Source organism: Janthinobacterium sp. SUN137 (assembly GCF_030587265.1).
Taxonomy (GTDB): domain Bacteria; phylum Pseudomonadota; class Gammaproteobacteria; order Burkholderiales; family Burkholderiaceae_D; genus Janthinobacterium; species Janthinobacterium kumbetense.
Genome location: NZ_JAPWHZ010000001.1, coordinates 1,243,463 through 1,265,003, shown reverse-complemented (window position 1 = coordinate 1,265,003; position 21,541 = coordinate 1,243,463). Strand labels below are relative to the sequence as shown.

At 61.5% G+C, this 21,541-nt stretch carries 23 protein-coding genes; 11 read left to right on the top strand and 12 right to left on the bottom strand.

All coding sequences use genetic code 11. The annotated features are described in order from the left end of the window. Nucleotides 1-631: 631 nt before the first annotated feature. Nucleotides 632-1,663 carry a hypothetical protein gene (locus O3298_RS05770; RefSeq protein WP_305058734.1) on the bottom strand — a complete coding sequence of 344 codons (1,032 nt, stop codon included), beginning with the start codon at nt 1,661-1,663 and terminating at the stop codon, nt 632-634. Between the two features lie 253 nt (nt 1,664-1,916). Here O3298_RS05770 and O3298_RS05765 point away from each other — a divergent pair, with 253 nt between their 5' ends. Then, nucleotides 1,917-2,450, top strand: coding sequence for a YggT family protein (locus tag O3298_RS05765; RefSeq protein WP_305058733.1), 534 nt, complete (start codon nt 1,917-1,919; stop codon nt 2,448-2,450). A 49-nt stretch (nt 2,451-2,499) separates the two neighbouring features. Here O3298_RS05765 and O3298_RS05760 read toward each other — a convergent pair whose 3' ends face one another. The 8 genes from O3298_RS05760 to O3298_RS05725 all read right to left on the bottom strand — a co-directional run bounded on the left by O3298_RS05760 (nt 2,500) and on the right by O3298_RS05725 (nt 9,488). Beyond that, nucleotides 2,500-3,438 carry a carbohydrate kinase family protein gene (locus tag O3298_RS05760; protein ID WP_099666521.1) on the bottom strand — a complete coding sequence of 313 codons (939 nt, stop codon included), beginning with the start codon at nt 3,436-3,438 and terminating at the stop codon, nt 2,500-2,502. A gap of 11 nt (nt 3,439-3,449) precedes the next feature. Further along, nucleotides 3,450-4,721, bottom strand: coding sequence for a DUF3426 domain-containing protein (locus O3298_RS05755; RefSeq protein ID WP_305058732.1), 1,272 nt, complete (start codon nt 4,719-4,721; stop codon nt 3,450-3,452). An 8-nt stretch (nt 4,722-4,729) separates the two neighbouring features. Further along, the gene (prmA, locus tag O3298_RS05750) at nt 4,730-5,674 is read right to left on the bottom strand and encodes a 50S ribosomal protein L11 methyltransferase (RefSeq protein ID WP_099666523.1); all 945 of its coding nucleotides are present in this window, start codon (nt 5,672-5,674) and stop codon (nt 4,730-4,732) included. Beyond that, nucleotides 5,671-7,086, bottom strand: a complete 1,416-nt coding sequence (gene accC / locus O3298_RS05745) for an acetyl-CoA carboxylase biotin carboxylase subunit (protein WP_099666524.1) — start codon at nt 7,084-7,086, stop codon at nt 5,671-5,673. Before accC ends, prmA begins: the two co-directional genes overlap by 4 nt. Nucleotides 7,087-7,187: 101 nt before the next feature. Beyond that, a complete protein-coding gene (accB, locus tag O3298_RS05740) occupies nt 7,188-7,652 on the bottom strand; it encodes an acetyl-CoA carboxylase biotin carboxyl carrier protein (RefSeq protein WP_077408497.1) in 465 nt (154 codons plus the stop codon). A 91-nt stretch (nt 7,653-7,743) separates the two neighbouring features. Next, nucleotides 7,744-8,181 (bottom strand): type II 3-dehydroquinate dehydratase, encoded by a 438-nt coding sequence (gene aroQ / locus O3298_RS05735; RefSeq protein ID WP_034746628.1) that lies wholly within the window; start codon nt 8,179-8,181, stop codon nt 7,744-7,746. A gap of 82 nt (nt 8,182-8,263) precedes the next feature. Beyond that, nucleotides 8,264-8,830 (bottom strand): TlpA disulfide reductase family protein, encoded by a 567-nt coding sequence (locus tag O3298_RS05730; RefSeq protein WP_305058731.1) that lies wholly within the window; start codon nt 8,828-8,830, stop codon nt 8,264-8,266. Between the two features lie 19 nt (nt 8,831-8,849). Further along, the gene (locus O3298_RS05725) at nt 8,850-9,488 is read right to left on the bottom strand and encodes a hypothetical protein (protein ID WP_035822115.1); all 639 of its coding nucleotides are present in this window, start codon (nt 9,486-9,488) and stop codon (nt 8,850-8,852) included. Between the two features lie 115 nt (nt 9,489-9,603). Between O3298_RS05725 and mpl the strand changes: the two genes are divergently transcribed. From mpl to mtgA, 7 genes are all read left to right on the top strand, one after another. Then, nucleotides 9,604-10,992 (top strand): UDP-N-acetylmuramate:L-alanyl-gamma-D-glutamyl-meso-diaminopimelate ligase, encoded by a 1,389-nt coding sequence (gene mpl, locus O3298_RS05720; RefSeq protein WP_305058730.1) that lies wholly within the window; start codon nt 9,604-9,606, stop codon nt 10,990-10,992. Further along, complete coding sequence (locus tag O3298_RS05715) at nt 10,989-11,573, top strand: YqiA/YcfP family alpha/beta fold hydrolase (protein WP_305058729.1); 585 nt, start codon at nt 10,989-10,991, stop codon at nt 11,571-11,573. Before mpl ends, O3298_RS05715 begins: the two co-directional genes overlap by 4 nt. Further along, nucleotides 11,570-12,184: a chorismate lyase gene (locus tag O3298_RS05710; RefSeq protein WP_289917292.1), complete on the top strand. Its 615-nt coding sequence runs from the start codon at nt 11,570-11,572 to the stop codon at nt 12,182-12,184. Before O3298_RS05715 ends, O3298_RS05710 begins: the two co-directional genes overlap by 4 nt. 2 nt (nt 12,185-12,186) lie before the next feature. Then, on the top strand, nt 12,187-14,277 hold the full coding sequence (locus O3298_RS05705) for a ribonuclease catalytic domain-containing protein (protein WP_305058728.1): 2,091 nt from the start codon (nt 12,187-12,189) through the stop codon (nt 14,275-14,277). Between the two features lie 137 nt (nt 14,278-14,414). Beyond that, complete coding sequence (locus O3298_RS05700) at nt 14,415-15,272, top strand: energy transducer TonB (protein ID WP_289913189.1); 858 nt, start codon at nt 14,415-14,417, stop codon at nt 15,270-15,272. Between the two features lie 11 nt (nt 15,273-15,283). Then, nucleotides 15,284-16,111, top strand: coding sequence for a shikimate dehydrogenase (gene aroE, locus O3298_RS05695; RefSeq protein ID WP_305058727.1), 828 nt, complete (start codon nt 15,284-15,286; stop codon nt 16,109-16,111). Beyond that, nucleotides 16,093-16,839 (top strand): monofunctional biosynthetic peptidoglycan transglycosylase, encoded by a 747-nt coding sequence (mtgA, locus tag O3298_RS05690; RefSeq protein ID WP_369811509.1) that lies wholly within the window; start codon nt 16,093-16,095, stop codon nt 16,837-16,839. Before aroE ends, mtgA begins: the two co-directional genes overlap by 19 nt. A 64-nt stretch (nt 16,840-16,903) precedes the next feature. On the opposite strand, the gene O3298_RS05685 is transcribed toward mtgA, so the two are convergent. Further along, complete coding sequence (locus tag O3298_RS05685) at nt 16,904-17,062, bottom strand: hypothetical protein (RefSeq protein WP_161789554.1); 159 nt, start codon at nt 17,060-17,062, stop codon at nt 16,904-16,906. On the opposite strand from O3298_RS05685, the gene corA reads away from it, so the two are divergent. Both corA and O3298_RS05675 read left to right on the top strand, forming a co-directional pair. After that, nucleotides 17,061-18,026, top strand: coding sequence for a magnesium/cobalt transporter CorA (gene corA / locus O3298_RS05680; protein ID WP_077408488.1), 966 nt, complete (start codon nt 17,061-17,063; stop codon nt 18,024-18,026). The two genes, O3298_RS05685 and corA, sit on opposite strands and share 2 nt — an antisense overlap. 309 nt (nt 18,027-18,335) lie before the next feature. Further along, complete coding sequence (locus tag O3298_RS05675; RefSeq protein ID WP_305054007.1) at nt 18,336-19,052, top strand: HAD family phosphatase; 717 nt, start codon at nt 18,336-18,338, stop codon at nt 19,050-19,052. A gap of 2 nt (nt 19,053-19,054) precedes the next feature. Here the strand turns inward: O3298_RS05675 and hemL are convergent, their stop codons facing one another. After that, nucleotides 19,055-20,344 carry a glutamate-1-semialdehyde 2,1-aminomutase gene (gene hemL, locus O3298_RS05670; RefSeq protein ID WP_305058726.1) on the bottom strand — a complete coding sequence of 430 codons (1,290 nt, stop codon included), beginning with the start codon at nt 20,342-20,344 and terminating at the stop codon, nt 19,055-19,057. 50 nt (nt 20,345-20,394) lie between these two features. Further along, nucleotides 20,395-21,252, bottom strand: coding sequence for a hydroxymethylpyrimidine/phosphomethylpyrimidine kinase (locus O3298_RS05665; protein ID WP_289900301.1), 858 nt, complete (start codon nt 21,250-21,252; stop codon nt 20,395-20,397). Nucleotides 21,253-21,348: 96 nt separating this feature from the next. Here O3298_RS05665 and O3298_RS05660 point away from each other — a divergent pair, with 96 nt between their 5' ends. Next, on the top strand, nt 21,349-21,501 hold the full coding sequence (locus O3298_RS05660) for a rubredoxin (protein WP_010401308.1): 153 nt from the start codon (nt 21,349-21,351) through the stop codon (nt 21,499-21,501). The last annotated feature ends 40 nt before the right edge of the window (nt 21,502-21,541 follow it).

Sequence of the window (21,541 nt, the reverse complement as noted above, 5' to 3'; positions counted from 1 at the left end):
TAGCACGCGTAACGTGCAAAAAAGCGGGCGAAAACGTGTCGTGCCGGTTGCGCATTGACAAGGTTTTCGTGTACTTTATGAGATTGCAAATGCGAGCGTTAGAATGCGGGGTTTTTTAACCAGCGCGGTAGCGAAAAAACCTCGCAAAACAGGGATACAGATTTACACGGATATGCACAAAACCACACCGTTTTCGTCTGCCGCCGTGCCCGAATTTTTTCAGGCATGGCGGTTTTTTATTTGACGGATGGGTGTTGTGGCGAGCGCGATGCGAGGAGCGAAAAAACGCACGGCATCGAAAACGAATGACCGAATTCAGACTTTGCCACCAGCTGCGAGATAAAGCAGGGTGGCACCGACGATGGCTGAAGTGCTGCAAACGTGAGGAGTTGCAGCAGTTCAGCTGGTGCCGAATTCATTAGCGCAAACGACCGTTTGTGCCGATGAATAATTCGCCTGGCCTATCCCTGTGGTGGGTCGGACGGGTTTAAATCTTGTAGCTTAAATTTCTCATCTCAGATGAAGGAGAGACAAATGGCAACAGCCGCTAAGAAATCAGAAGTAAAGAAACCAGCCGCCAAGGCTGCTCCTGCCGCGAAGAAGCCGGCAGCCGCAGCGAAGACGGTTGCCGCTAAACCAGCTGCCAAAGCCGCAGCAAAACCAGCCGCCAAACCAGTCGCCAAAGCCGCAGCCAAGCCTGCAGCAAAAGTGGCTGCCAAGCCAGTAGCGAAAGCCGCAGCGAAACCAGCGGCCAAGGCAGCAGCAAAACCGGCCGCCAAGCCGGCAGCGAAAGCCGCAGCGAAACCTGCAGCCAAGGCAGCAGCCAAGCCAGTCGCGAAAAAAGCCGCAGCCAAACCGGCCGCCAAGCCAGCAGCAAAAGCCGCAGCAAAACCAGCGGCCAAGGCAGCAGCCAAGCCAGCGGTGAAAAAAGCTGCAGCGAAACCTGTAGCCAAGGCAGCAGCCAAGCCAGCAGCGAAAAAAGTCGTCGCCAAGGCAGCAGCCAAGCCGGCCGCCAAAGCCGCAGCGAAACCTGCAGCAAAAGCAGCAGCCAAGCCAGCGGCAAAAGCAGCAGCGAAGCCAGCAGCAAAAGCAGCAGCCAAGCCAGCAGCCAAGCCAGCAGTGAAAAAAGCGGCAGCGAAACCTGCAGCCAAGGCAGCAGCGAAACCGGCCGCCAAGGCGGCAGCCAAGCCAGCAGCGAAAAAAGTCGTCGCCAAGGCAGCAGCAAAGCCGGCCGCCAAAGCCGCAGCCAAGCCAGCGGCCAAAGCAGCAGCCAAGCCAGCAGCCAAGGCAGTAGCGAAGCCAGCAGCAAAAGCTGCAGCCAAGCCAGCGGCCAAGGTAGCAGCGAAGCCAGCAGCGAAAGCGGCAGCCAAGCCAGCGGCCAAGGTGGCAGCGAAGCCAGCAGCCAAGGTAGCAGCCAAGCCAGCAGCGAAAGTCGCAGCCAAGCCGGCAGCCAAAGCAGCAGCGAAACCTGCCGCCAAGGTCGCAGCAAAACCTGCAGCCAAGCCAGCAGCCAAGGTAGCAGCGAAGCCAGCAGCAAAAGCTGCAGCCAAGCCAGTCGCCAAGCCGGCAGCGAAAGCCGCAGCGAAACCTGCCGCCAAGCCAGCTGCAGCGCCAGTCGTGGCAGCCGCACCAGCCGCAGCGCCGGCAGCAGCTCCAGCGGCACCAGCCGCCGTGGCAGCCAAGCCAGCAGCCAAGAAGGCCGCGCCTAAAAAGGCCGCACCGAAGAAGGCAGCTCCTGTCGCCAAGCCATCGGCGCCTATCGCACCTGTAGCAAAAACCGTGTTGGCACCGGCTGCAGCCTGGCCATTCCCAACCAGCACCCGCCCATCGTAATTTCTGCGATACGGGTGCCTGGATGAGGCAACACGCCGCTGTGTGACTCAATCACACAGCGGTTTTTTTTTGGAGAATTAGTCGTGCTGATCGTTATCCTTACATTGATCGTTGATACCATCGCCACCTTGCTGGGCGGCGTGTTGCTGCTGCGCTTCTGGATGCAGGCGGTGCGCGTGCGGCCGCCCTCGTCGGTGGCGCAATTCACGTTTCAATTGTCCGACTGGCTGGTGCGCCCCCTGCGCCGCGTGGTGCCGGGCGTGGGCGGGTATGACTGGGCCAGCCTGATCGGCGCCTTCCTGATCGTGCTGCTGGCCAGCTCGGTGCTGTTTATTGCCGGCTATCCCGTCGAGGTGGTACTGCTCAAGTCGCTGCAACGCTTCCTGCAATGGATACTCTACGGTTTCATGGCCTTGCTGATCATTGAGGCCATCTTCAGCTGGGTCAACCCGCATGCGCCGCTGGCGCCGTTCGTACGGGCCCTGAACGAGCCGCTGCTGCGTCCGATCCGCAAGGTCGTGCCGCTGGTCGGCAGCCTGGACCTGTCTTTGCTGGTGGCGTTGATCTTGCTGCAGATTGCGCAAGTGCTGGTGGGAATGATTATTGTATTGAGGTAAAACGAGGAGGTCGGCCTGGCGCTAGCGCACAAGCCGACCGGACTACATATTAATAGCGGTAACCGAACGCCGCTTCGAACTGGTCGGCGATGCTTTCCGGCGTAAATACGTGGTTTTGCGCGCCCTGGGTGGCGATCTTGATGGCGCCCAGCAGGCTGGCCAGGCGGCCGCTGGTTTCCCAGCCCAGGTCGTTGGTGATGCCGAACAGCAAGCCAGCACGGTAGGCGTCACCGCAACCGGTCGGATCCAGCACTTCCTTGGCGGCCACGACAGGAATGTCGATGCGCTTGCCGTCCGTATAGATTTCCGATCCTTTTTCGCCACGCGTGACGATCAGCGCCTCCAGGCGGCTGGCGATGTCCGGCAGGGTCAGGCCCGTGCGTTCCATCAACATTTCCATTTCATAGTCGTTGGCCGACACATACGTGGCTTTGTTGATGAAGTCGATCAACTGTTCGCCATTGAAGCGTGGCAACTGCTGGCCCGGGTCGAACATGAAGGGAATGCCCAGCTCGGCCAGGTCTGCGGCGTGCTTGAGCATGCCCTGGTCGCCATCCGGCGAAATGATGGCCACCTTGGCCGGCCCCGCATTGGCGATCGGGTTTTCATGCGCAAACGACATGGCGCCCGGGTGGAAGGCGTTGATCTGGTTATTGTCCGCGTCGGCCGTGACGAAGCACTGAGCGTTGTAGCTGTCGGCCTTGATCAGGATGTTGGCGGTGGAAATGCCCAGCTTTTGCAGACGCTCCAGGTAGGCGGCGCTATCTTGCCCCATGACGCCGACGATGCGCGGGTCGCCGCCCAGCATTTTCAGGCTGTAGGCGATGTTGCCCGAGCAGCCGCCGAACTCCGTGCGCATGGTTGGCACGAGGAAGGAGACGTTTACCTTGTGCAACTGGTCGGCCAGCAGGGATTCGCCGAAGCGGCCGGGGAATTGCATGATGGTGTCGGTGGCAAGCGAGCCGCAGATCAGCGATGTTTTGGTCATGATAGTGTCTGTTAAGGGTAAAAGATGGCGATATGGTAGCCAGACGCCGTGAGCTGGTCTAATGCAAAGTACAGTTTGATGGCTTGTTCCGAACGCGGCGCAAACCCCGTGCTCACGTCGATCGTGGCCGGCAGGTAGTCGCGCGGCGCGATTACGCGGCGCAAGACCGGTTTGTCGTTGGCGTCGTTGAGGATCAGTTCGATGCTGGGCCAGGCTTGCACGCTGCGGCCCTGGTTGCGCAGCAGCGAGACGTAGGAAAAGGTTTGGTCCTTCAAAGTTTGCAACTCGCCTTGCTCGATGGACAGCGCCTCGATCTGCGCCGGCAAGTCGACTTGGCAGCCACTGAGCTTGCACAGGGCTACCAGGGTCGGTTTCCACTGGGGAAATTGCGCCGCCAGCGGATTGCGGAAAGTGGTCATCACTTGCAGTAATAATAATAGCAGCAGTACCACCGAGCCGAGGGCCATGGCCACGCGCAAGGCCTTGCCGCTCTGTTCGCGGCGCCGGCCCAAGGTCACAAAGGCCGGCTCGTCGTCGGCCGGCGGCTGGACGGGCTCTTCCTGCTCTTCGGCGGCATCCGGCGCAATGGGGGGGACGGGCAGCGGGTCGGCCTGCGTGGGTTCCCGGCGCGCGGGGCTGGTTGCGGCAGGCGCCGCCGGCAGGGGCTTGTCCAGGTTGACTTTTTCGGCGGCAGGCAATGTCGGGGCCACTGGGGCTGCCGCCGCTTCCAGGTTCGGTTCGCGGCGGCTATCGCGCAAATACGTGGCGAAGGCGGGGGCGTCATCGACCTGGCGGCGCTTGAACGGCGCCATTGGCTGGGGCAACGGTGGTTCGGGCAGTTCTGCCGGTGTTTCTACTGGTGTTGCTTCAGGTATCTCGAGCGGTGCGGCGGCCGGCACGTGGTTCAGCGCCTCGTCGGGCAGGGCCACGTCGAGGTCCAGCTCGATGTGCTCGCCATCGTCTGCATCGTCCTTGAGCTGCGCCGTTTCCGGCAAGATGCCGAACGGGTCGAACGAGGTATCGAAGTCGAGGGAATAAATGGGTTCGTCGTCCGTGGCGGATGGCAGGCTGTTGTCGACCGGGTAACTGGTCGACAGGGGGGCGGCAGTGCCGGGGCCGGATGTTAAAAACGGCGATGCCGCAGCTGGATCGACCAGCGCGGCATTGCCGTCAAAGACTTCCCTGCACGTGCCACAGCGCACGATGCCCCCACGTAACTTCAACTGGTCAGCAGCGACCCGAAATATCGTGTTGCAATGGGGGCATTTGGTGGCGAGGGCCATTGCTGTGCTTATGCACCTTCCGCGCGGGGCGCAGGTGCTTGCGTGCTGCCCAGGCGGCCATGCAGGGCGACCCAGCCGTCTTGCTCGGCCCATACACCCAGCTGGATGAACGGTGCGTAGGCAGCGGCCACTTCTTCCGCCTGACGTGCCAGCACGCCGGACAGGATCAGGGCGCCACCGTCGGCAACGCGGCCCGACAGCATCGGTGCCATCAGTTTCAATGGGCTCGACAGGATGTTGGCGACGACGATGTCAAACTTGGCCGTGGCGTGTGCCGAGGTGGCAAACGTGTCTGGCAAGAAATATTCGATCTCGCACTGGTTGCGTTCGGCATTGTCGCGCGCCGATTCGATCGCTTGCGGGTCGATATCGACGCCGGCCACCGTTTGCGCGCCGAGTTTCTTGGCCACCATGGCCAGGATGCCGGAACCGCAACCGTAGTCGAGCACGGTCTTGCCGGGAGCAGGGTTTGCTTCCAGCCATTCCATGCACAGGCGCGTGGTCGGGTGGCTGCCCGTGCCGAAAGCCAGGCCCGGGTCCAGTTCCAGGATCAGGCCGTCAGGATCCGGTGCCTCGTGCCAGCTGGGCACGACCCAGATATTCTTGCCGATGTGAATCGGTGCGAATTGCGACTGGGTCAGGCGCACCCAGTCCTGCTCTTCCACGGGGCGCATGGTAAAGACAGGTACGTCCGTCATGCCGACCGCCTGGGCGGCGGCGGCCACGATGGCGGCCTGGTCGGCGTCGACGTCCGTCAGCGCCACCACGCGGCTGCGTTCCCACGCCGCTTCCTTCGGTTCCATGCCTGGCTCGCCAAACAAGGGCTGCTCGGCATCCGTGCCTTCATCGGCGTCTTCCACCGAGACCGACAGGGCGCCCGCTTCCATCAACGCGTCGGACATGGCCTCGGCGTTGTCACGGGCGATTTCAATGACGATTTCCGTCCAGCTCATGCGCCCGCCTTGATTTCGGATTTCTTGGCGATGCTGGGGCTGCCGCTATTCAGGTTCTTGCCCAGGTCCGGCATGTCGGCCAGTTTCTGTTCCAGATAGTGAATGTTGGTGCCGCCTTCGATGAAGCGCGCGTCGATCATCAGTTCGCGGTGCAGGGCGATATTCGTGTTGATGCCTTCGACCACCATTTCGGACAGGGCGATCTGCATGCGGCGGATCGCTTGCTCGCGCGTGGCGCCGTAAGCGATCACTTTGCCGATCATCGAGTCGTAGTGCGGCGGTACGTAGTAGCCGGCGTAGGCGTGCGAGTCGACGCGGATGCCGGGGCCGCCCGGTGCATGCCACGAGACGATCTTGCCTGGCGATGGCGTGAACTTGAAGGGATCTTCCGCGTTGATACGGCACTCGATGGCGTGGCCCGACAGCAGGACGTCGCGCTGGCGGAAACGCAGTTTTTCGCCGGCGGCGATGCGGATCTGCTCTTGCACGATGTCGATGCCGGTGATCATCTCGGTGACCGGATGCTCCACTTGCACACGGGTATTCATTTCAATGAAGTAGAACTCGCCGTTTTCGTACAGGAATTCAAACGTGCCGGCGCCGCGGTAGCCGATCTTGCGGCAAGCTTCGGCGCAACGGTCGCCAATTTTCTCGATCAGCTTGCGCGGGATGCCCGGCGCTGGTGCCTCTTCGATCACCTTCTGGTGGCGGCGCTGCATGGAGCAGTCGCGCTCGCCCAGCCAGACTGCGTTCTTGTGTTCGTCGGCGAGGATCTGGATTTCCACGTGGCGCGGATTTTCCAGGTACTTCTCCATATACACTTCAGGATTGCCGAAGGCCGTGCCGGCTTCCGTCTTGGTCATCGCCACGGCGTTGATCAGGGCCGCTTCCGTGTGCACCACGCGCATGCCGCGTCCGCCACCGCCGCCGGCAGCCTTGATGATGACCGGATAGCCGATCTTGCGGGCAATTTGCACGATCGCTTTCGGATCGTCCGGCAACGCGCCTTCCGAGCCGGGGACGCACGGTACGCCAGCCTTGATCATGGTTTGTTTGGCCGACACTTTGTCGCCCATCAAACGGATCGATTCGGAGCGGGGGCCGATGAAGACGAAGCCCGATTTCTCGACGCGTTCGGCAAAGTCGGCATTTTCCGACAGGAAGCCATAGCCTGGGTGAATCGCTTGCGCATCCGTCACTTCAGCGGCGCTGATGATGGCGGGCATGTTCAGATAGCTCAGGGACGACTGGGCCGGGCCGATACAAACGGATTCGTCGGCCAGCTTGACGTATTTCGCGTCCTTGTCGGCTTCGGAGTGGACTACAACCGTTTTAATGCCCATTTCGCGGCAGGCGCGCTGAATACGGAGGGCAATTTCACCACGGTTGGCAATCAGGATTTTTTCAAACATGGTAGGTTCGCGTATGTCTGTGAGAGCCGGCGAGCCGGCGAAACAACAAGTGTGAGGGGCTAAAACTGCAAACGGCCGTTGCCGGCCGTGTGGACTGGGTTTTAGCCGATCACAAACAAGGGTTGACCGAATTCGACCGGTTGGCCGTTTTCGACCAGGATCTGGGTCACGACACCGGCTTTATCGGAGTCGATTTCATTCAGGAGCTTCATCGCTTCGATGATGCACAGGGTATCACCTTCCTTGACGGTCGAGCCCACTTCAACATAGGCGGCGCTGCCAGGAGCGGAAGAGCGGTAGAAGGTACCGACCATCGGCGACTTGACCACATAGCCCGTTGGCTCGGCGGCGACCACGACGGCGGCTGCCGCAGCGGGAGCGGCGGCTGGCGCGGCTGGCTGGTATTGGGCTGGCATGCCTTGCGGCTGCATCATGACCATCTGGTTTTGCGGCATGGCCGACGATTTGACGATGCGAACCTTGCTTTCGCCTTCGGTAACTTCCAGCTCTGCGATATCCGATTCGGCGACCAGGTCGATCAAGGTCTTGAGTTTTCGTAGATCCATGTAAAACCCCTAGGAATGTAGTTTGTTTTATGAGTGATGCGGTGATGTCCAAGAACCTATCGCCGCGCTAAATGCGTGCAGATCGCGTAGATTAACGTTTTTTAAGCGCAAAGTCGATGGCAAACCGATATCCATCGATACCCAGGCCGCAGATCGTCCCCTGCGCGATCGCGCTGAGAAATGAGTGATGTCGAAACGTTTCGCGTTGATAAATATTCGAGATATGGACTTCCACGAACGGGATGGCGACCCCGGCCAGCGCATCGCGCAAGGCAACGCTGGTATGGGTCAGGCCGCCCGGATTGATGACGATGGCATCGATCCCTTCCGCTCGCGCGGCATGGATGCGGTCGATCAGCGCGCCTTCATGGTTGCTTTGAAAGCAAACCAGGTCGGCACCGGCCGCCATGGCTTGCGCCATTGCTGCCTGCTCGATATCGGCCAAGGTGCTGGCGCCGTAGACCTCAGGCTCGCGCGTTCCCAGCAAATTCAGGTTGGGACCGTTGAGCAGAAGGAGGTTTTTTGCCATGTATGGAAGACCGTTTTAGCGAAAGTTCCGCATTTTGCCGCCAAAGATACGCATTGGCAAGAGAAAAAAGCACGCTCCGAATTTACAATTTATCCAGATCGGCGCGCAACTGATCAAATTTCAAGCGGCCCAGATAGGTCTTTTTGACTTCGCCATCGGCGCCGATCAGCACCGTAAAGGGCAAACCGCCCGTGGCATTGCCAAAATGACGCGACAGGTCGGTGCCGCTCATGCCGGACACATACACGGGATAGGCGATCTTGACCTTGCTGGCAAAAGTGGCAATATTACTGGCCGAATCGATACCGATGCCGATCACCTGCAGGTTTTTCGCCGAATAATGGCCTTGCACTTCGGATAACTCTGGCATTTCTTCCACGCAAGGCGGGCACCACGGCGCCCAGAAATTCACCAGCAGGTTTTTTCCTTTCCATTGCGATAACGCCTGCGTGACGCCCGCCGCGTCCGGCAGGGACAGCGCATACAGTTCGTTGACGGGACCCGTCGCGCCTGGCGCGATGGCGGTCGTCTGCGGTCCCGCTTCTTTCCCCGCTTCTTTCGCTTTTTCCTTGCTCAAACCGACGTAAGCACCCATGCCGCCGAACATCAGCGCCACGATGGCGCAGGCGATCCAATTCTTTTTTGTCATAACTTTATCTATATCAATGTTAGTCGGCAGCCGGTACGCCGTCGGCGAGGCTGGCGGCCAGCAGGCTGCGCAACCCGGCGATGTCGGTGCGCAGCACTTTTCCATCCGCCTTGGCTTTCAGCGCGCCGCGCATATCGTCGAGCTCATACATGGCCGCGTGCACGCCTTCGTTTTTCCACAAGAAACTGGCTGTCTCGACCGCATCATAACGCGCTCCCTTGAAATGCGGGCTTTCCGACATGTCGAGCACGACATTTTTATTCAGCAAGAAGATGTGGATGTCCTTGGCGCTCTCGGCAAACAGCTGCAAGTAGATCTCGTCGTGGGGGCCGGCCGTGCCATTGAGCACGGGGCCGCTGAGCAGGGGATGAAATTGTTGCAACGCTTCCATCACCTGCAGCGCAATCGTGCGCAGCTGGAACAATCGCGCCGGCTGGCTGTCGGCCAGGAACAGGGCATTGTATTGCCGCACCTGTTCTTCGATCATGTCGTTGTCCGGCAAGATATTGGGGCGGTTCGGCGCGTCGCCCAGGACTTGCCGCGCCGCCTTGCGCTTGGCGCTGCCATAGTCGGCGCCATCCTGCGCCACGAGGCGCGCGGCAGCGGCGGCGATTTCCAGGCGCAACTGCGCGCTATCGTCAAATGCATCGTTCGTCATGAACGAGATGATACTCCGAAGCGGAAAAAGTCATGGCGTCAGGTAAAATCCTGCACTTGCTGTTTTTTATCTCACCGTCTTACTTACTTAAGCGTGCACCTTTCGCACTGATCACATGCATATTCATATTCTCGGCATTTGCGGTACCTTCATGGGCGGCCTGGCTGTCCTGGCCAAGGAAGCCGGCCATAAAGTCACTGGTTGCGATGCCAACGTGTATCCGCCGATGAGCACCCAGCTGGAATCGCAGGGAATCGAACTGATCCAGGGCTTTGATCCGGAACAAACCAAGCTGAACCCGGATTTGTATGTGATTGGCAATGTGGTCTCGCGCGGCAACCCGCTGGTGGAAGAAATCCTCAACCGCAGCCTGCCGTATGTGTCCGGCCCCCAGTGGATCGGCGAACACATCTTGCGCAACAAGTGGGTGCTGGCCGTGGCCGGCACGCATGGCAAGACGACAACGTCGGCCATGCTGGCCTGGATACTCGAAGACGCGGGCTACGCGCCGGGCTTCCTGATCGGCGGCGTGCCGATGAACTTTGGCATTTCCGCCCGCCTCAGCGGCAAGATCGACGGCAAAAGCGCCGATTCGGACTTCTTCGTCATCGAAGCCGATGAATACGACACGGCCTTCTTCGACAAGCGCAGCAAGTTCGTGCATTACCACGCGAAGACGGCCATCATGAATAACCTGGAATATGATCACGCCGACATCTTCCCCGATCTGCACGCGATCGAGACACAATTCCACCATCTGGTACGCACCGTGCCCGGCATCGGCCGCCTCGTGTTCAACGGCGACGAAGCGTCGCTGCAGCGCGTGCTGGCGCGCGGTTGCTGGAGCGAAAAAGAAAGTTTCGGCCAAGATGCCAACTGGCAACTGCAAGAGCAGGCCGATGGCAGCTTCGACGTGTACTTCAATGGCCAGCAGGAAGGCCATGTAGCGTGGGCGCTCACGGGCAAGCACAACCGCAGCAATGCGCTGGCGGCCATCGCCGCCGCGCGCCACGTGGGTGTGCCGATTGCCCAGGCGTGCGTCTCGCTGGCCACGTTCGAGAGCGTCAAGCGCCGCATGGAAGTGCGCGGCGAGGTCAACAACATTACCGTGTACGACGATTTCGCGCATCACCCGACGGCCATTGCCACCACCGTGGGCGGGCTGCGCCAAAAAATGAACCAAACCATCGGTAACATCGGCCGCATCCTGGCCGTGCTGGAGCCGCGTTCGAACACCATGAAGCTGGGCGCCATGAAAGATGCGCTGCCCGGCAGCCTGAAGGATGCCGACCTGGTCTTCGGTTTCGGCAGCCATGCCGCGCTGGGCTGGAGCCTGGGCGACGCGCTGGCGCCGCTGGGCCAGATTGCCAGCGCCTATGAAGACATCGATGCGCTGGTAGCGGCCGTGGCAGCTGCCGCCCGTCCCGGCGACCAGATCGTCGTCATGAGCAACGGCGGCTTTGGCGGCGTGCACCAGAAGTTGCTGGAGGCGCTGGGCCGATGATTCTGTACCTGCATGGATTTCGCTCGTCGCCCCTGTCGATGAAGTCGCGCCTGCTGGCCGCGCAGATGCAGGCGCTGGGCCGCGAAGCAGAATGGCTGTGCCCGCAATTGCCGGCCTCGCCCAAGCTGGCCATCGAGCTGGCCTTGTCGCTGGTCAAGGATGTGGCGCCGGCCGACCTGACGATTATCGGCTCCTCGCTGGGCGGCTATTACGCCACCTGGCTGGCCGAACAGCTCGGTTGCCGCGCCGTGCTGCTCAATCCGGCGATTGTTCCCCTTATTGACCTGGAACAACATGTGGGCGTGACGACCGAATTCCATTCGGACAAGCCATTCGAGTTCAAGCGCGAATACATCGATGAGCTACGCACGTTTGCCGTAGAGAAAATTACGCAGCCGCAACGCTATTTCCTGATTGCCGCCACGGGCGATGAAGTGCTCGACTACCGCGACATGGTGGCGCATTATCAGGGGGCGCAGCAGTGCGTCATCGATGGCAGCGACCATGGCATTAGCGAATTTGCCGCATACCTGGCGCCCGTCCTGGCCTTTTGCGGCATCGACGCGGACTCTGCCCGGTGAGGCCGGGTTCGCTGCGCCAGGCGCAATGGCATGCGCACGTGAATGCCGTCCATGCGCCGCCGGCCTTGCGCCACTGGCTGACGGGCGGCGGCTCGCTGACGGCCAAGCTGAAAGCGCATAGCAGCGCGTTCCGCGTGCAATGTTTGCATCAGGAAACATCGCGCTGTTTGACCGACGAGGCCGCCATCATCGGTCTGCACCGTGCGGGCCGGGTGTGGGAACGCGAAGTGCTGTTGCGTTGTGATAACAAACCGGCCGTGTTTGGCCATACCGTCGTGCCCATGCAGGCGACGGCCACGGACTGGCCCTTGTTTTCCGCGCTGGGCGAGCGTTCGCTGGGCACGACCCTGTTTGGCGACCGCATGGTACGGCGCGGTGAACTGGAATTTGCCCGCTTGCGCGCCGGACACCCGCTGGTGCAGCGGGCGCAGGCGGCGCTGGCAGGGGAAGGGCAGCGCGTCGATGACAAGTCGCTGTTTTTTGCCCGCCGCTGCTTGTACCAGCGTCACCAGGGATTGCTGCTGGTAACCGAAGTATTTTTGCCGGCGGTGCTGGAGTTGACGTCCGTCACTCGCACCGTTGCAACCGACACATTAATAAACAAAGCATAACAATGAATCTATTTTTTGAAGAATCCGGCGATTTCAAGGTCGGCACGGTCCTGTCGCAAGCGGGTGAAGCGTACCAGGTCGAAATGGCCAGCGGCAAGCGCACCAAGGTCAAGGTCAAGGACGTGCTGCTGCAGTATGAAAAGCCGTCTCCGGCCGAGCTGCTGGAGCAAGCCAAGACTGTTGCTGCCGAGATCGACCTTGATTTCCTGTGGGAAGTGGCGGGCGAAGACGAGTTCGGCTTTGCCGAGCTGGGCGCCGAGTATTTCGGTCACGCACCATTGCCGCCGGAAGCTGCCGGCCTGATCCTGGCCCTGCATTCGGCGCCCGTGTATTTCTACAAGAAGGGCCGTGGCCGCTACAAGGCGGCGCCGGAGACGTCCTTGAAGGCGGCCCTGGCCGGCATCGAAAAGAAAAAGCAGCAGGCGCTGGTGCAGGCAAGCTATGTGGAAGAGCTGAAACAGAACCGTTTGCCTGCCTCGATGCAGCCGATGGTGCTGCAACTGCTGTTCAAGCCGGACAAGAACACGATTGAATACAAGGCGCTGGAAGCGGCGTGCACGGAATTGCACACGACGCCGCCGCGCTTGATGCTGGCCGTCGGTGGCATTGCTTCGCCGAAAGACTTGCACCTGTCGAAATTCCTCTTCGAGAATTTCCCGAAAGGCGCCGGCTTCCCGAGCGTGCCCGTGCCATCCGTGACGGCCAAGCTGCCGCTGGCCGACGTGGCCGCCTTCTCGATCGACGACGTGACCACCACCGAGATCGACGATGCCTTCTCCGTGCAACCGTTGCCGGATGGCACGGTCAAGGTCGGTATCCACATCGCCGCGCCGGGCCTGGGCATCCGCCCGGAAGACGTGATCGACAAGATGGCGCGCCAGCGCATGTCGACCGTCTACATGCCGGGCGACAAGATCACCATGCTGCCGGATGAAATCGTGAATGCGTTCACCCTGGCCGAAGGCACGACGTGCCCGGCGCTGTCGCTGTACGCCACGCTGGACCCGAAAGCGGACTGGGCAGTTGTCAGCACGCACACGCGCGCGGAACTGGTGCCGATCGCCAGCAATTTGCGCCATAACCAGCTGGACGACCTGGTCAACGAGGAAACCCTGGCCAGCGGTGAAGGCGAGTATCCGCACAAGGCCGATTTTGCCGTGTTGTGGCAATGGGCGCAGCAGCTGGAACAGGGCCGCATGAAAAAGCGCGAAGCGTTTGGCTTGAAGCCGGAACAGAATAACCGCGTCGATTTCAATTTCTATGTGGAAAATGACATTGTCACCGTGGCGCGCCGCAAGCGTGGCGCGCCGCTGGACAAGATCGTCGCCGAATTGATGATTTTTGCCAACAGTACCTGGGGCAAGATGCTGCACGACCATGGCGTGCCGGGCATCTACCGCAGCCAGGGCGGCGGCAGTGGCAATAGCTGGGCGGCAAAGATGCAGGTGCGCATGGTCACCCATGCGGCGCCGCACCAGGGCCTGGGCGTGGATCAGTACGCATGGAGCACCTCGCCCTTGCGCCGCTACACGGACCTGGTGAATCAGTGGCAAATCATCGCTTGCGCCGAGCATGGCGTGACGGCGCCGCTGGTGGCGCCGTTCAAGCCGCGCGACGCGAATTTGTTCGCCATCGTCTCCGCCTTCGACGCCGCATATGCCGCGTATGGCGATTTCCAGTCGAACATGGAACGCTACTGGTGCCTGCGCTGGCTGCACCAGGAAAACGCGCGCCAGGTCGATGCCGTCGTCTTGAAAGATGAAATCCTGCGCCTGGTCGACATTCCGCTGGTCATCAAGCTGCCGGGCATGCCATCGGTGGCGCGCGGGGCCCAGGTGAAACTGGACTTGCTGCGCTGGGATGAAGTCGACCTGAGCATCGAAGCGCGCCTGCTGGAAATCGCCGCCGTGCCGGACGCGGCGGCCGACGACGCCGAGCTCGACTACGAGGAAGATGCGGGCGACGAAGGCGCCGACGAGGGCGATGTGGCGCCGGAAGCATCGCCGGAAGCGGCCAACCAGGTCAGCGATGCCGAGGCGGAAGTGGCGGAACTGGCCAGCGAAGACGTGGTCAGCGAACCCGGGGTCAAGTAAGGCGTCCGTCAGGCCATCAGGCGGTGCTGAAAACTGTTGCCGGCACCGCCCTTTGACGTAGAATTCAGCCATCTTGTATCTTGTGCTTGTTGCGAACTGGGTTGCGCGTGAAGTCTTTCCGAGAGAATCGTTTCCTGATGATAGCCGTGGCGGTGTCGCTGCTGGCGCACGGCGCCTTGCTGGCGATGCATTTTGTCGCCCCGCCGCCGCAGCGGGCCGTGGCTACCGATCCCGGCCTGGAAGTGATCCTGGTCAATGCCAAGCATGCGAACAAGCCGCTGAAGGCCGAGGCGCTGGCGCAAGCCAACCTCGACGGTGGTGGACAGGCCGACAAGGGGCGCGCCAAGTCGCCCTTGCCCGACATGCGCAAGGTGGAAGAGGGCGACAGCGTCAAGGCCAGCGCCCGGCGCATTGCCGAACTGGAACAAAAACAGCAGGAATTGCTGACGCAGGCGGCCAAGCCGACGCCTTACAGCGCCGCGCCCGTCACGGAAAAGGACAAGCCCAATCCCCTGGCCAGCGGCTCGGACTTGATGGAAAGCAGCAAGGCCATCGCGCGCATGGCGGCCGAAATCAGCCAGACCGTGGAAGACCAGAATAAACGTCCGCGCAAGACTTTTATTACGCCCAGCACGCAGGAAGTCGGCTATGCCATGTATTACAAGACCCTGCAAAAGCGCATCGAGGAAATCGGCACCCTGAATTTCCCGCAAAAGAATGGCCGCAAGATGTATGGCGAACTGGTCGTCTATATCCCCATCTTCCAGGACGGCACGATTTACCAGAAGGAAGGCGGCGCCCGCGTGGAAAAAAGCTCGGGCAACCCGGCGCTGGATGCGGCGGCCCTGGCCATCGTGCGCCGCGCGGCGCCGTATGGCCGTTTTCCACCGAATATGTTGTCGAGTGACAAGGATGACCTGTGGGTCGTCATCACCCGCTTCAAATTTACGCGCGAAGAAAAAATGGAAGCTAACCTGACTGGCGGCAGCAATTGAACAAGAATGAAATGAATCCAGATCAATATTGCGTCTTCGGCAACCCTATCGCCCACAGCAAGTCCCCCTTGATCCACGCCGCGTTTGCCTTGCAGACAGGGCAAGCCATGGTCTACGATCGCCGGCTGGCGCCGCTCGACGGTTTTGCGCTGGCGGCCCGTACGTTTGCCGCCGAGGGCGGCAAGGGCGCGAACGTGACGGTGCCCTTTAAACTGGACGCGTGCGCGCTGGCCACCGAGTTGACGCCGCGTGCGCAAGCGGCCGGCGCCGTCAATACCCTGCGTTTCGATAATGAAACCATTCTTGGCGACAATACCGATGGCGCGGGCCTGGTGGCGGACATTGTGCGCAACGCGGGCATGAGCGTCGCGGGCAAGCGCATCCTGCTGCTGGGCGCCGGCGGCGCGGCGCGCGGCGTCGTGCGGCCCTTGCTGGAGCAGGGGCCGCAGGAAATGTTCATTGCCAACCGCAGCGTGGCCACGGCCGAGGCGCTGGTGGCGCAGTTTGCCGATGCGCTGGCGCACCCCGGGCAGCTGCGCGCCGGCGGTTTCGCGCAGCCCGATGGCCAGTTCGATATCGTCATCAATGCCACCTCGGCCAGCCTGGCGGGCGACTTGCCGCCCGTACCGCCGGGTATTTTCGGCCGCCATACCCTGGCGCTGGACATGATGTACGGCGCCCAGCCCACCGTCTTCATGGGCTTTGCCGCCCAGCATGGCGCGCAGGTGCGCGACGGCCTGGGCATGCTGGTGGAGCAGGCGGCCGAAGCGTTTTACGTGTGGCGCGGCGTGCGGCCGCAGACGCAGGATTTGCTGGCGCAATTGCGCAGTGCCCTGTGAGCGCCGGCAAGAAGGGCGCGCGCAAGGGCGGCAGCGGCAGCCGCTACGGCTGGATCAAGTGGCTGTTCATCCTGCCCGTGCTGGCCTTTATCGTCGTGCAACTGTATTTCTTCCTGCAAATCTGGTGGTGGGTCGACCATAACCCGTCCAGCACGGCTTTCATGCGCGAACAGTTGTCTGTCTTGCAGGACAAGAATCCCAACGCCACCATCCAGCAGACGTGGGTGCCGTACAACCGCATCTCGAACAATTTGAAACGGGCCATCATCGCCTCGGAAGACGCGAATTTTTCCGAGCACGAAGGCGTAGACTGGGAAGCCTTGCAAAAGGCATATGAAAAAAACAGCAAGAAGCAAAAGGTCGTGGCAGGCGGCTCCACCATCACGCAGCAACTGGCGAAGAATCTGTTCCTGTCCGGTTCGCGCAGCTATGTGCGCAAGGGCCAGGAATTGATCATCACGTATATGCTGGAAAGCCTGATGGAGAAGCAGCGCATTTTCGAGATCTATTTGAATGTGGTGGAGTTTGGCACGGGCATCTTTGGCGCCGAAGCGGCCGGACGCCACTATTACCGGGTCAGCGCGGCGGGCCTGAGCGCCGGACAGGCGGCAAAACTGGCCGTGATGCTGCCGAATCCCCGCTATTATGACCGTCACCGCGATACGGGCTACCTGAACCGGCGTACCAGTGTCATCCTGCGCCGCATGGGGGCGGCGGAATTGCCTTGAGGATAGTGGAATTTCTTTGCATAAAATCAAGGCTGCCTGATTGGCATTATTGCGGCGCAGCATCTTAATCGGCCCGGTTGGTGCAACGCCGCACTTTTTCCGTGAAAAAGCGGTGCCGGGGGTGGTCGTGAAAAGGCCTTTGCGGGTACACTTGCGCTGTTTTCATTTTTGGCGCCAGCGCCAGCACATCACGATAACCCAACATCCGGCTGAGAGCGCGCATGATCAATGTCTTTGTATTACAGAATGGCCGGCTCAACCAGGTGCCGATCGACAGCCGCGCAGACCTCGAAAATGCCGAACCGGTGTGGGTCGACCTGACCGACCCCACCGATGATGAACGGGCCTGGGTCAAGGCCATCTACAACGTCACCTTGCCGGGCGAAGACGAGGTCAAGGATATTGAAGCGTCGGCCCGCTATTACGAAGCGGAAAACGGCGACTTGCATCTGCGCACGGACTTCCTGCGCGAAGAAGATGACGGTCCCTCGCGCGTCATCACGGTAGCCTTCATTCTTGCCCGCAAGATCCTGTTTTCCATGCATACGGACGACTTGCCCGTGTTCCGCCTGGTGCGCATGCGCGCCCGTTCGCGGCCAGGCTCGATTGCCGACTACATGGACGTGCTGCTCGACCTGTACGCCACCGATGCCGAATATTCGGCCGACGTGCTCGAAGGCATCTACCAGAACCTGGAAGAAGTCAGCACGCGCGTGCTGCAAAAGGAATTTACGGATGCGCACGCGGCCGAAGCGCTGAATGCTATTGCCCACGAGGAAGATTTGAATGGCCGCATCCGCCGCAACATGATGGATACGCGTCGCGCCGTGAGTTTCCTGATGCGCGGCCGCTTGCTCAATTCCGAGCAGTTCGAGGAAGCGCGGCAGATTTTGCGCGACATCGAATCGCTCGACGGTCACACGTCTTTCCTTTTTGATAAGATCAACTTCCTGATGGATGCCACCGTCGGTTTCATCAACATCAACCAGAACAAGATCATCAAGATCTTCTCGGTGGCCAGCGTGGCCTTCCTGCCGCCTACCCTGATCGCCAGCGTGTACGGCATGAACTTCAAGCTGATGCCGGAACTGGAATGGTCGTTCGGCTATCCGTGGGCCTGGGGCCTGATGGTTACCAGCGCCATCGCCCCCTTCCTGTACTTCCGCCACCGCGGCTGGCTGAAATAAGCCCTTGTCGCCGGGACGCGTCCGCGCCCCGGCGCTACCACGGGATCTTGTCCGGATTTCAATGCGAGCGCAGCAATTTCAAAAATCAGCGATAATCACTGGTATTGCGTGGTATTGAATTGGTATTTGCGCGTAGCCGCTTGCCTGACGCCCGATTCTTTCCCCGTTGGCTGCCTTTGGCAGAAAAGTATCGTCATTCAGACGTTTTCTGCGTGGTAGCGTCCGCCTGTTCCACCTATGATCGTTGCGATGCCAGCCTTGGCCGGCTGGCCGCCGCATTTCCCGTCACTGTTGCCTTCTGGAGAGTCCATGCCTGATACCGCCACCATCCCAACGCGCTTTACCCACCTGATCAGCGACTGCGACGGCGTGCTGGTCGACAGCGAGGCCGTGGCCCTGCAAGCGCTGCTGGAATTGCTGGGGCCGCGCCTGCCCAACCTGCCCGAGGGCGTCACCCTGCAGGGCTTGATCGAGCCGCGCCTGGGCCAGCGCCTGGTGCCGCTGATGCAGGACATCTACAAGGAGCTGGGCTTGCCGCAATTGCCGGCCGACGAGATCATGGCCATCGGCAACGCCGTCGATGTGGCCTGCGATGCGCAGCTGCGCGCCGTGCCCGGCGTGGCGCAGGCGCTGGCCGCCATTCCCCTGCCCAAGGCCGTGGCCTCGAACAGCGTCAGCGCGCGCGTGCTGTCGTCGCTCGAGCGGACTAGCATGGCGCCGCTGTTCGACAAGCGCGTCTTCACGCCGGACCTGGTGGGTCACGCCAAGCCGCATCCGGGCCTGTACCTGGCAGCGGCGGCTGCTTTCGGCGTGCCGCCGGGCCAGTGCCTGGTGCTGGAAGACAGCGTCACGGGCGTGACGGCCGCCGTGGCGGCGGGCATGACGGTATTGGGATTCATCGGCGGCGGGCATATCGCCGCCGGCCAGGAAGCGCGCCTGAAGGCGGCTGGCGCGCATGTCGTGTTCAGCGACATGGCCAGCCTGCCGGCGCTGGTGGCCGCGGTGATGGACACCGCGGTGGTGTAACTTTACGCGAGCTTGGCAAACACCTTGCGTGCGGCAGCGATGGTGGCGTCGATGACGGCATCGTCGTGCTGCGCCGAGACGAAGCCTGCCTCGAAGGCGGCTGGCGCGAAGTACACGCCTTCGTCCAGCATGGCGTGGAAGAAGGCGTTGAACTTGCTGCGGTCGCCCGCCATCATTTCCGCGTAGCTGGTCGGTGGGGTGGCGCTGAAATAAATGCCGAACATGCCGCCGATATAGTCGGCGCAGAAGACCACGCCCGCTTCCTTGGCGGCGGCCGTCAGGCCTTCGGCCAGGCGCTTGGCCGTGGCGCCCAGCTGCTCGTAGAAGCCAGGCTGCTGGATCAGTTTCAAGGTGGCCATGCCGGCCGCCACGGCGACGGGGTTGCCGGACAAGGTACCGGCCTGGTAGACGGCGCCCAGCGGCGCCATATGGTGCATCAGCGCCGCGCTGCCGCCGAAGGCCGCTACCGGCATGCCGCCGCCGATCACCTTGCCCAGCGCCGTGAGGTCCGGCTTGATGCCGTACAGCGCCTGCGCGCCGCCCAGGGCCACGCGCAGGCCGCACATGACTTCATCGAAAATGAGCAGGGCGCCGTGCTGCGTGCACAGTTCGCGCATCGCCTGCAGGAATGCCGGGGTGGCTTTCACCAGGTTCATGTTGCCGGCCACGGGTTCGACGATGACGCAGGCGATTTCCGCGCCGAAGCTGTCGAAGGCGTCCTTCAACTGTTCCACGTTGTTATAGTCGAGCACCAGCGTGTGTTTCACGAAATCTTCCGGCACGCCGGCCGACGTCGGGTTGCCGAAGGTGAGCAGGCCGCTGCCCGCCTTTACCAGCAGCGAATCGGCGTGGCCGTGGTAGCAGCCTTCGAACTTGACGATCTTGTCGCGTCCCGTGGCGCCGCGCGCCAGGCGCAGGGCGCTCATGGTCGCTTCCGTGCCCGACGACACCAGGCGTACCTGCTCGATCGACGGCACCAGGCGCGTGATTTCCTCGGCCATCAGCACTTCGCCTTCGGTCGGCGCACCGAATGACAAGCCCAGTGCTGCCGCATCCTGCACCGCCTTGACTACCTCGGGGTGGGCGTGGCCGACGATGGCCGGGCCCCAGGAGCCGATGTAGTCGATATAGCGCTTGCCATCCGCGTCCCAGAAGTACGGGCCTTCGGCGCGCGTGATGAAGCGCGGCGTGCCGCCCACGGAGCGGAAGGCGCGCACGGGCGAATTGACGCCGCCTGGCGTGGTTTTTTGTGCGCGGGCAAACAGGATGTCGTTCTGTGAAGTCGTCGTCATGATAATCGTGCCTTGAAAGTGGATCGTTGTCTGTGTCGTCTGGTCAGTGTCTATTGGCCGCCGCGCGGGCGCTGCTGCCGGAACAGCCGGTTCGGCACCAGCTTGCCCATGCCGTGGCGCTGCGCGTGGGCCAGTGCGCCGGTAGTGAATTCCTGCGCCGCCACGACCACCTGCGGCACATCGTCTTCGTTTTCCGCCAGGGCCAGCAGGGCGGTGGCCGCGGCCGACAGGGTGCTGCCGGCGCCGTTGAAGATGCCGGGCAGGTGCTGCCATTCGTCGTGGCGCACCACGCCGTCCTCGCCGAACAGGGTATTGGCGCGCAGCTTGCCTTCGGCCGTGCCGGATTTGCTGGCGTCGGCCGGCATGCCGGTGACGAGCACGTATTCGCAGCCCAGGGCCACCAGATAGTCGACGTCGTTTTGCAGGGTGTCGTCCGGATCGGCGTCGCGCCAGGTCTCGGCCAGGCGTTCCAGCTCCACCGGCGAGAGCACCAGCAGGGTCGTTTGCGGGATCAAGAGCTGGCGCACGGCCGTGAGGATGTCTTCGTCGTCCATGCCCTGTTCCGGCAGCGCCGAAATGAAGGGGTCGAGGATCAGCGGTACGTTCGGATAGTCGGAGACGATTTCGGCGATGGCCGTGACGTTTTCCACGCTGCCCAGCGCGCCGATCTTGATGGCGGCCACGGACATGTCTTCCAGCAGCACGCGCGCCTGGTCGGAAACCCAGTCAGGATCGACCGCCTGCACGTCTTCCACGCGCGCCGTATCGCTGATCAGCAGGCCCGTGGTGACGGACAGTCCATGGCAGCCGAAGGCTGAAAACGTGGCCAGGTCGGCCTGGATACCGATCGCGCCGACCGGATCGGACACGCCGAAGCTTAATATGAGGGGAGAAGTTTGGTTTTGCACGGCGGGTAGATTAAGATACCTAATTCAGCATTTTACTTGATTGAAGGGTGGCAGAACGTGAGTAGCAACGAAACAACGCAGCAATTCCAAACGTGGATGTGTCTTATTTGCGGCTGGGTTTATGATGAAGCGGCCGGCCTGCCCGACGAAGACATCGCTCCGGGCACGCGTTGGGCCGATGTTCCGATGAACTGGACCTGTCCTGAATGCGGTGCGCGCAAGGATGATTTCGAGATGGTGGCGCTGTAATTGATCGCAGTCCATGGGATGCCGCTGCCGCAAGCAGGTA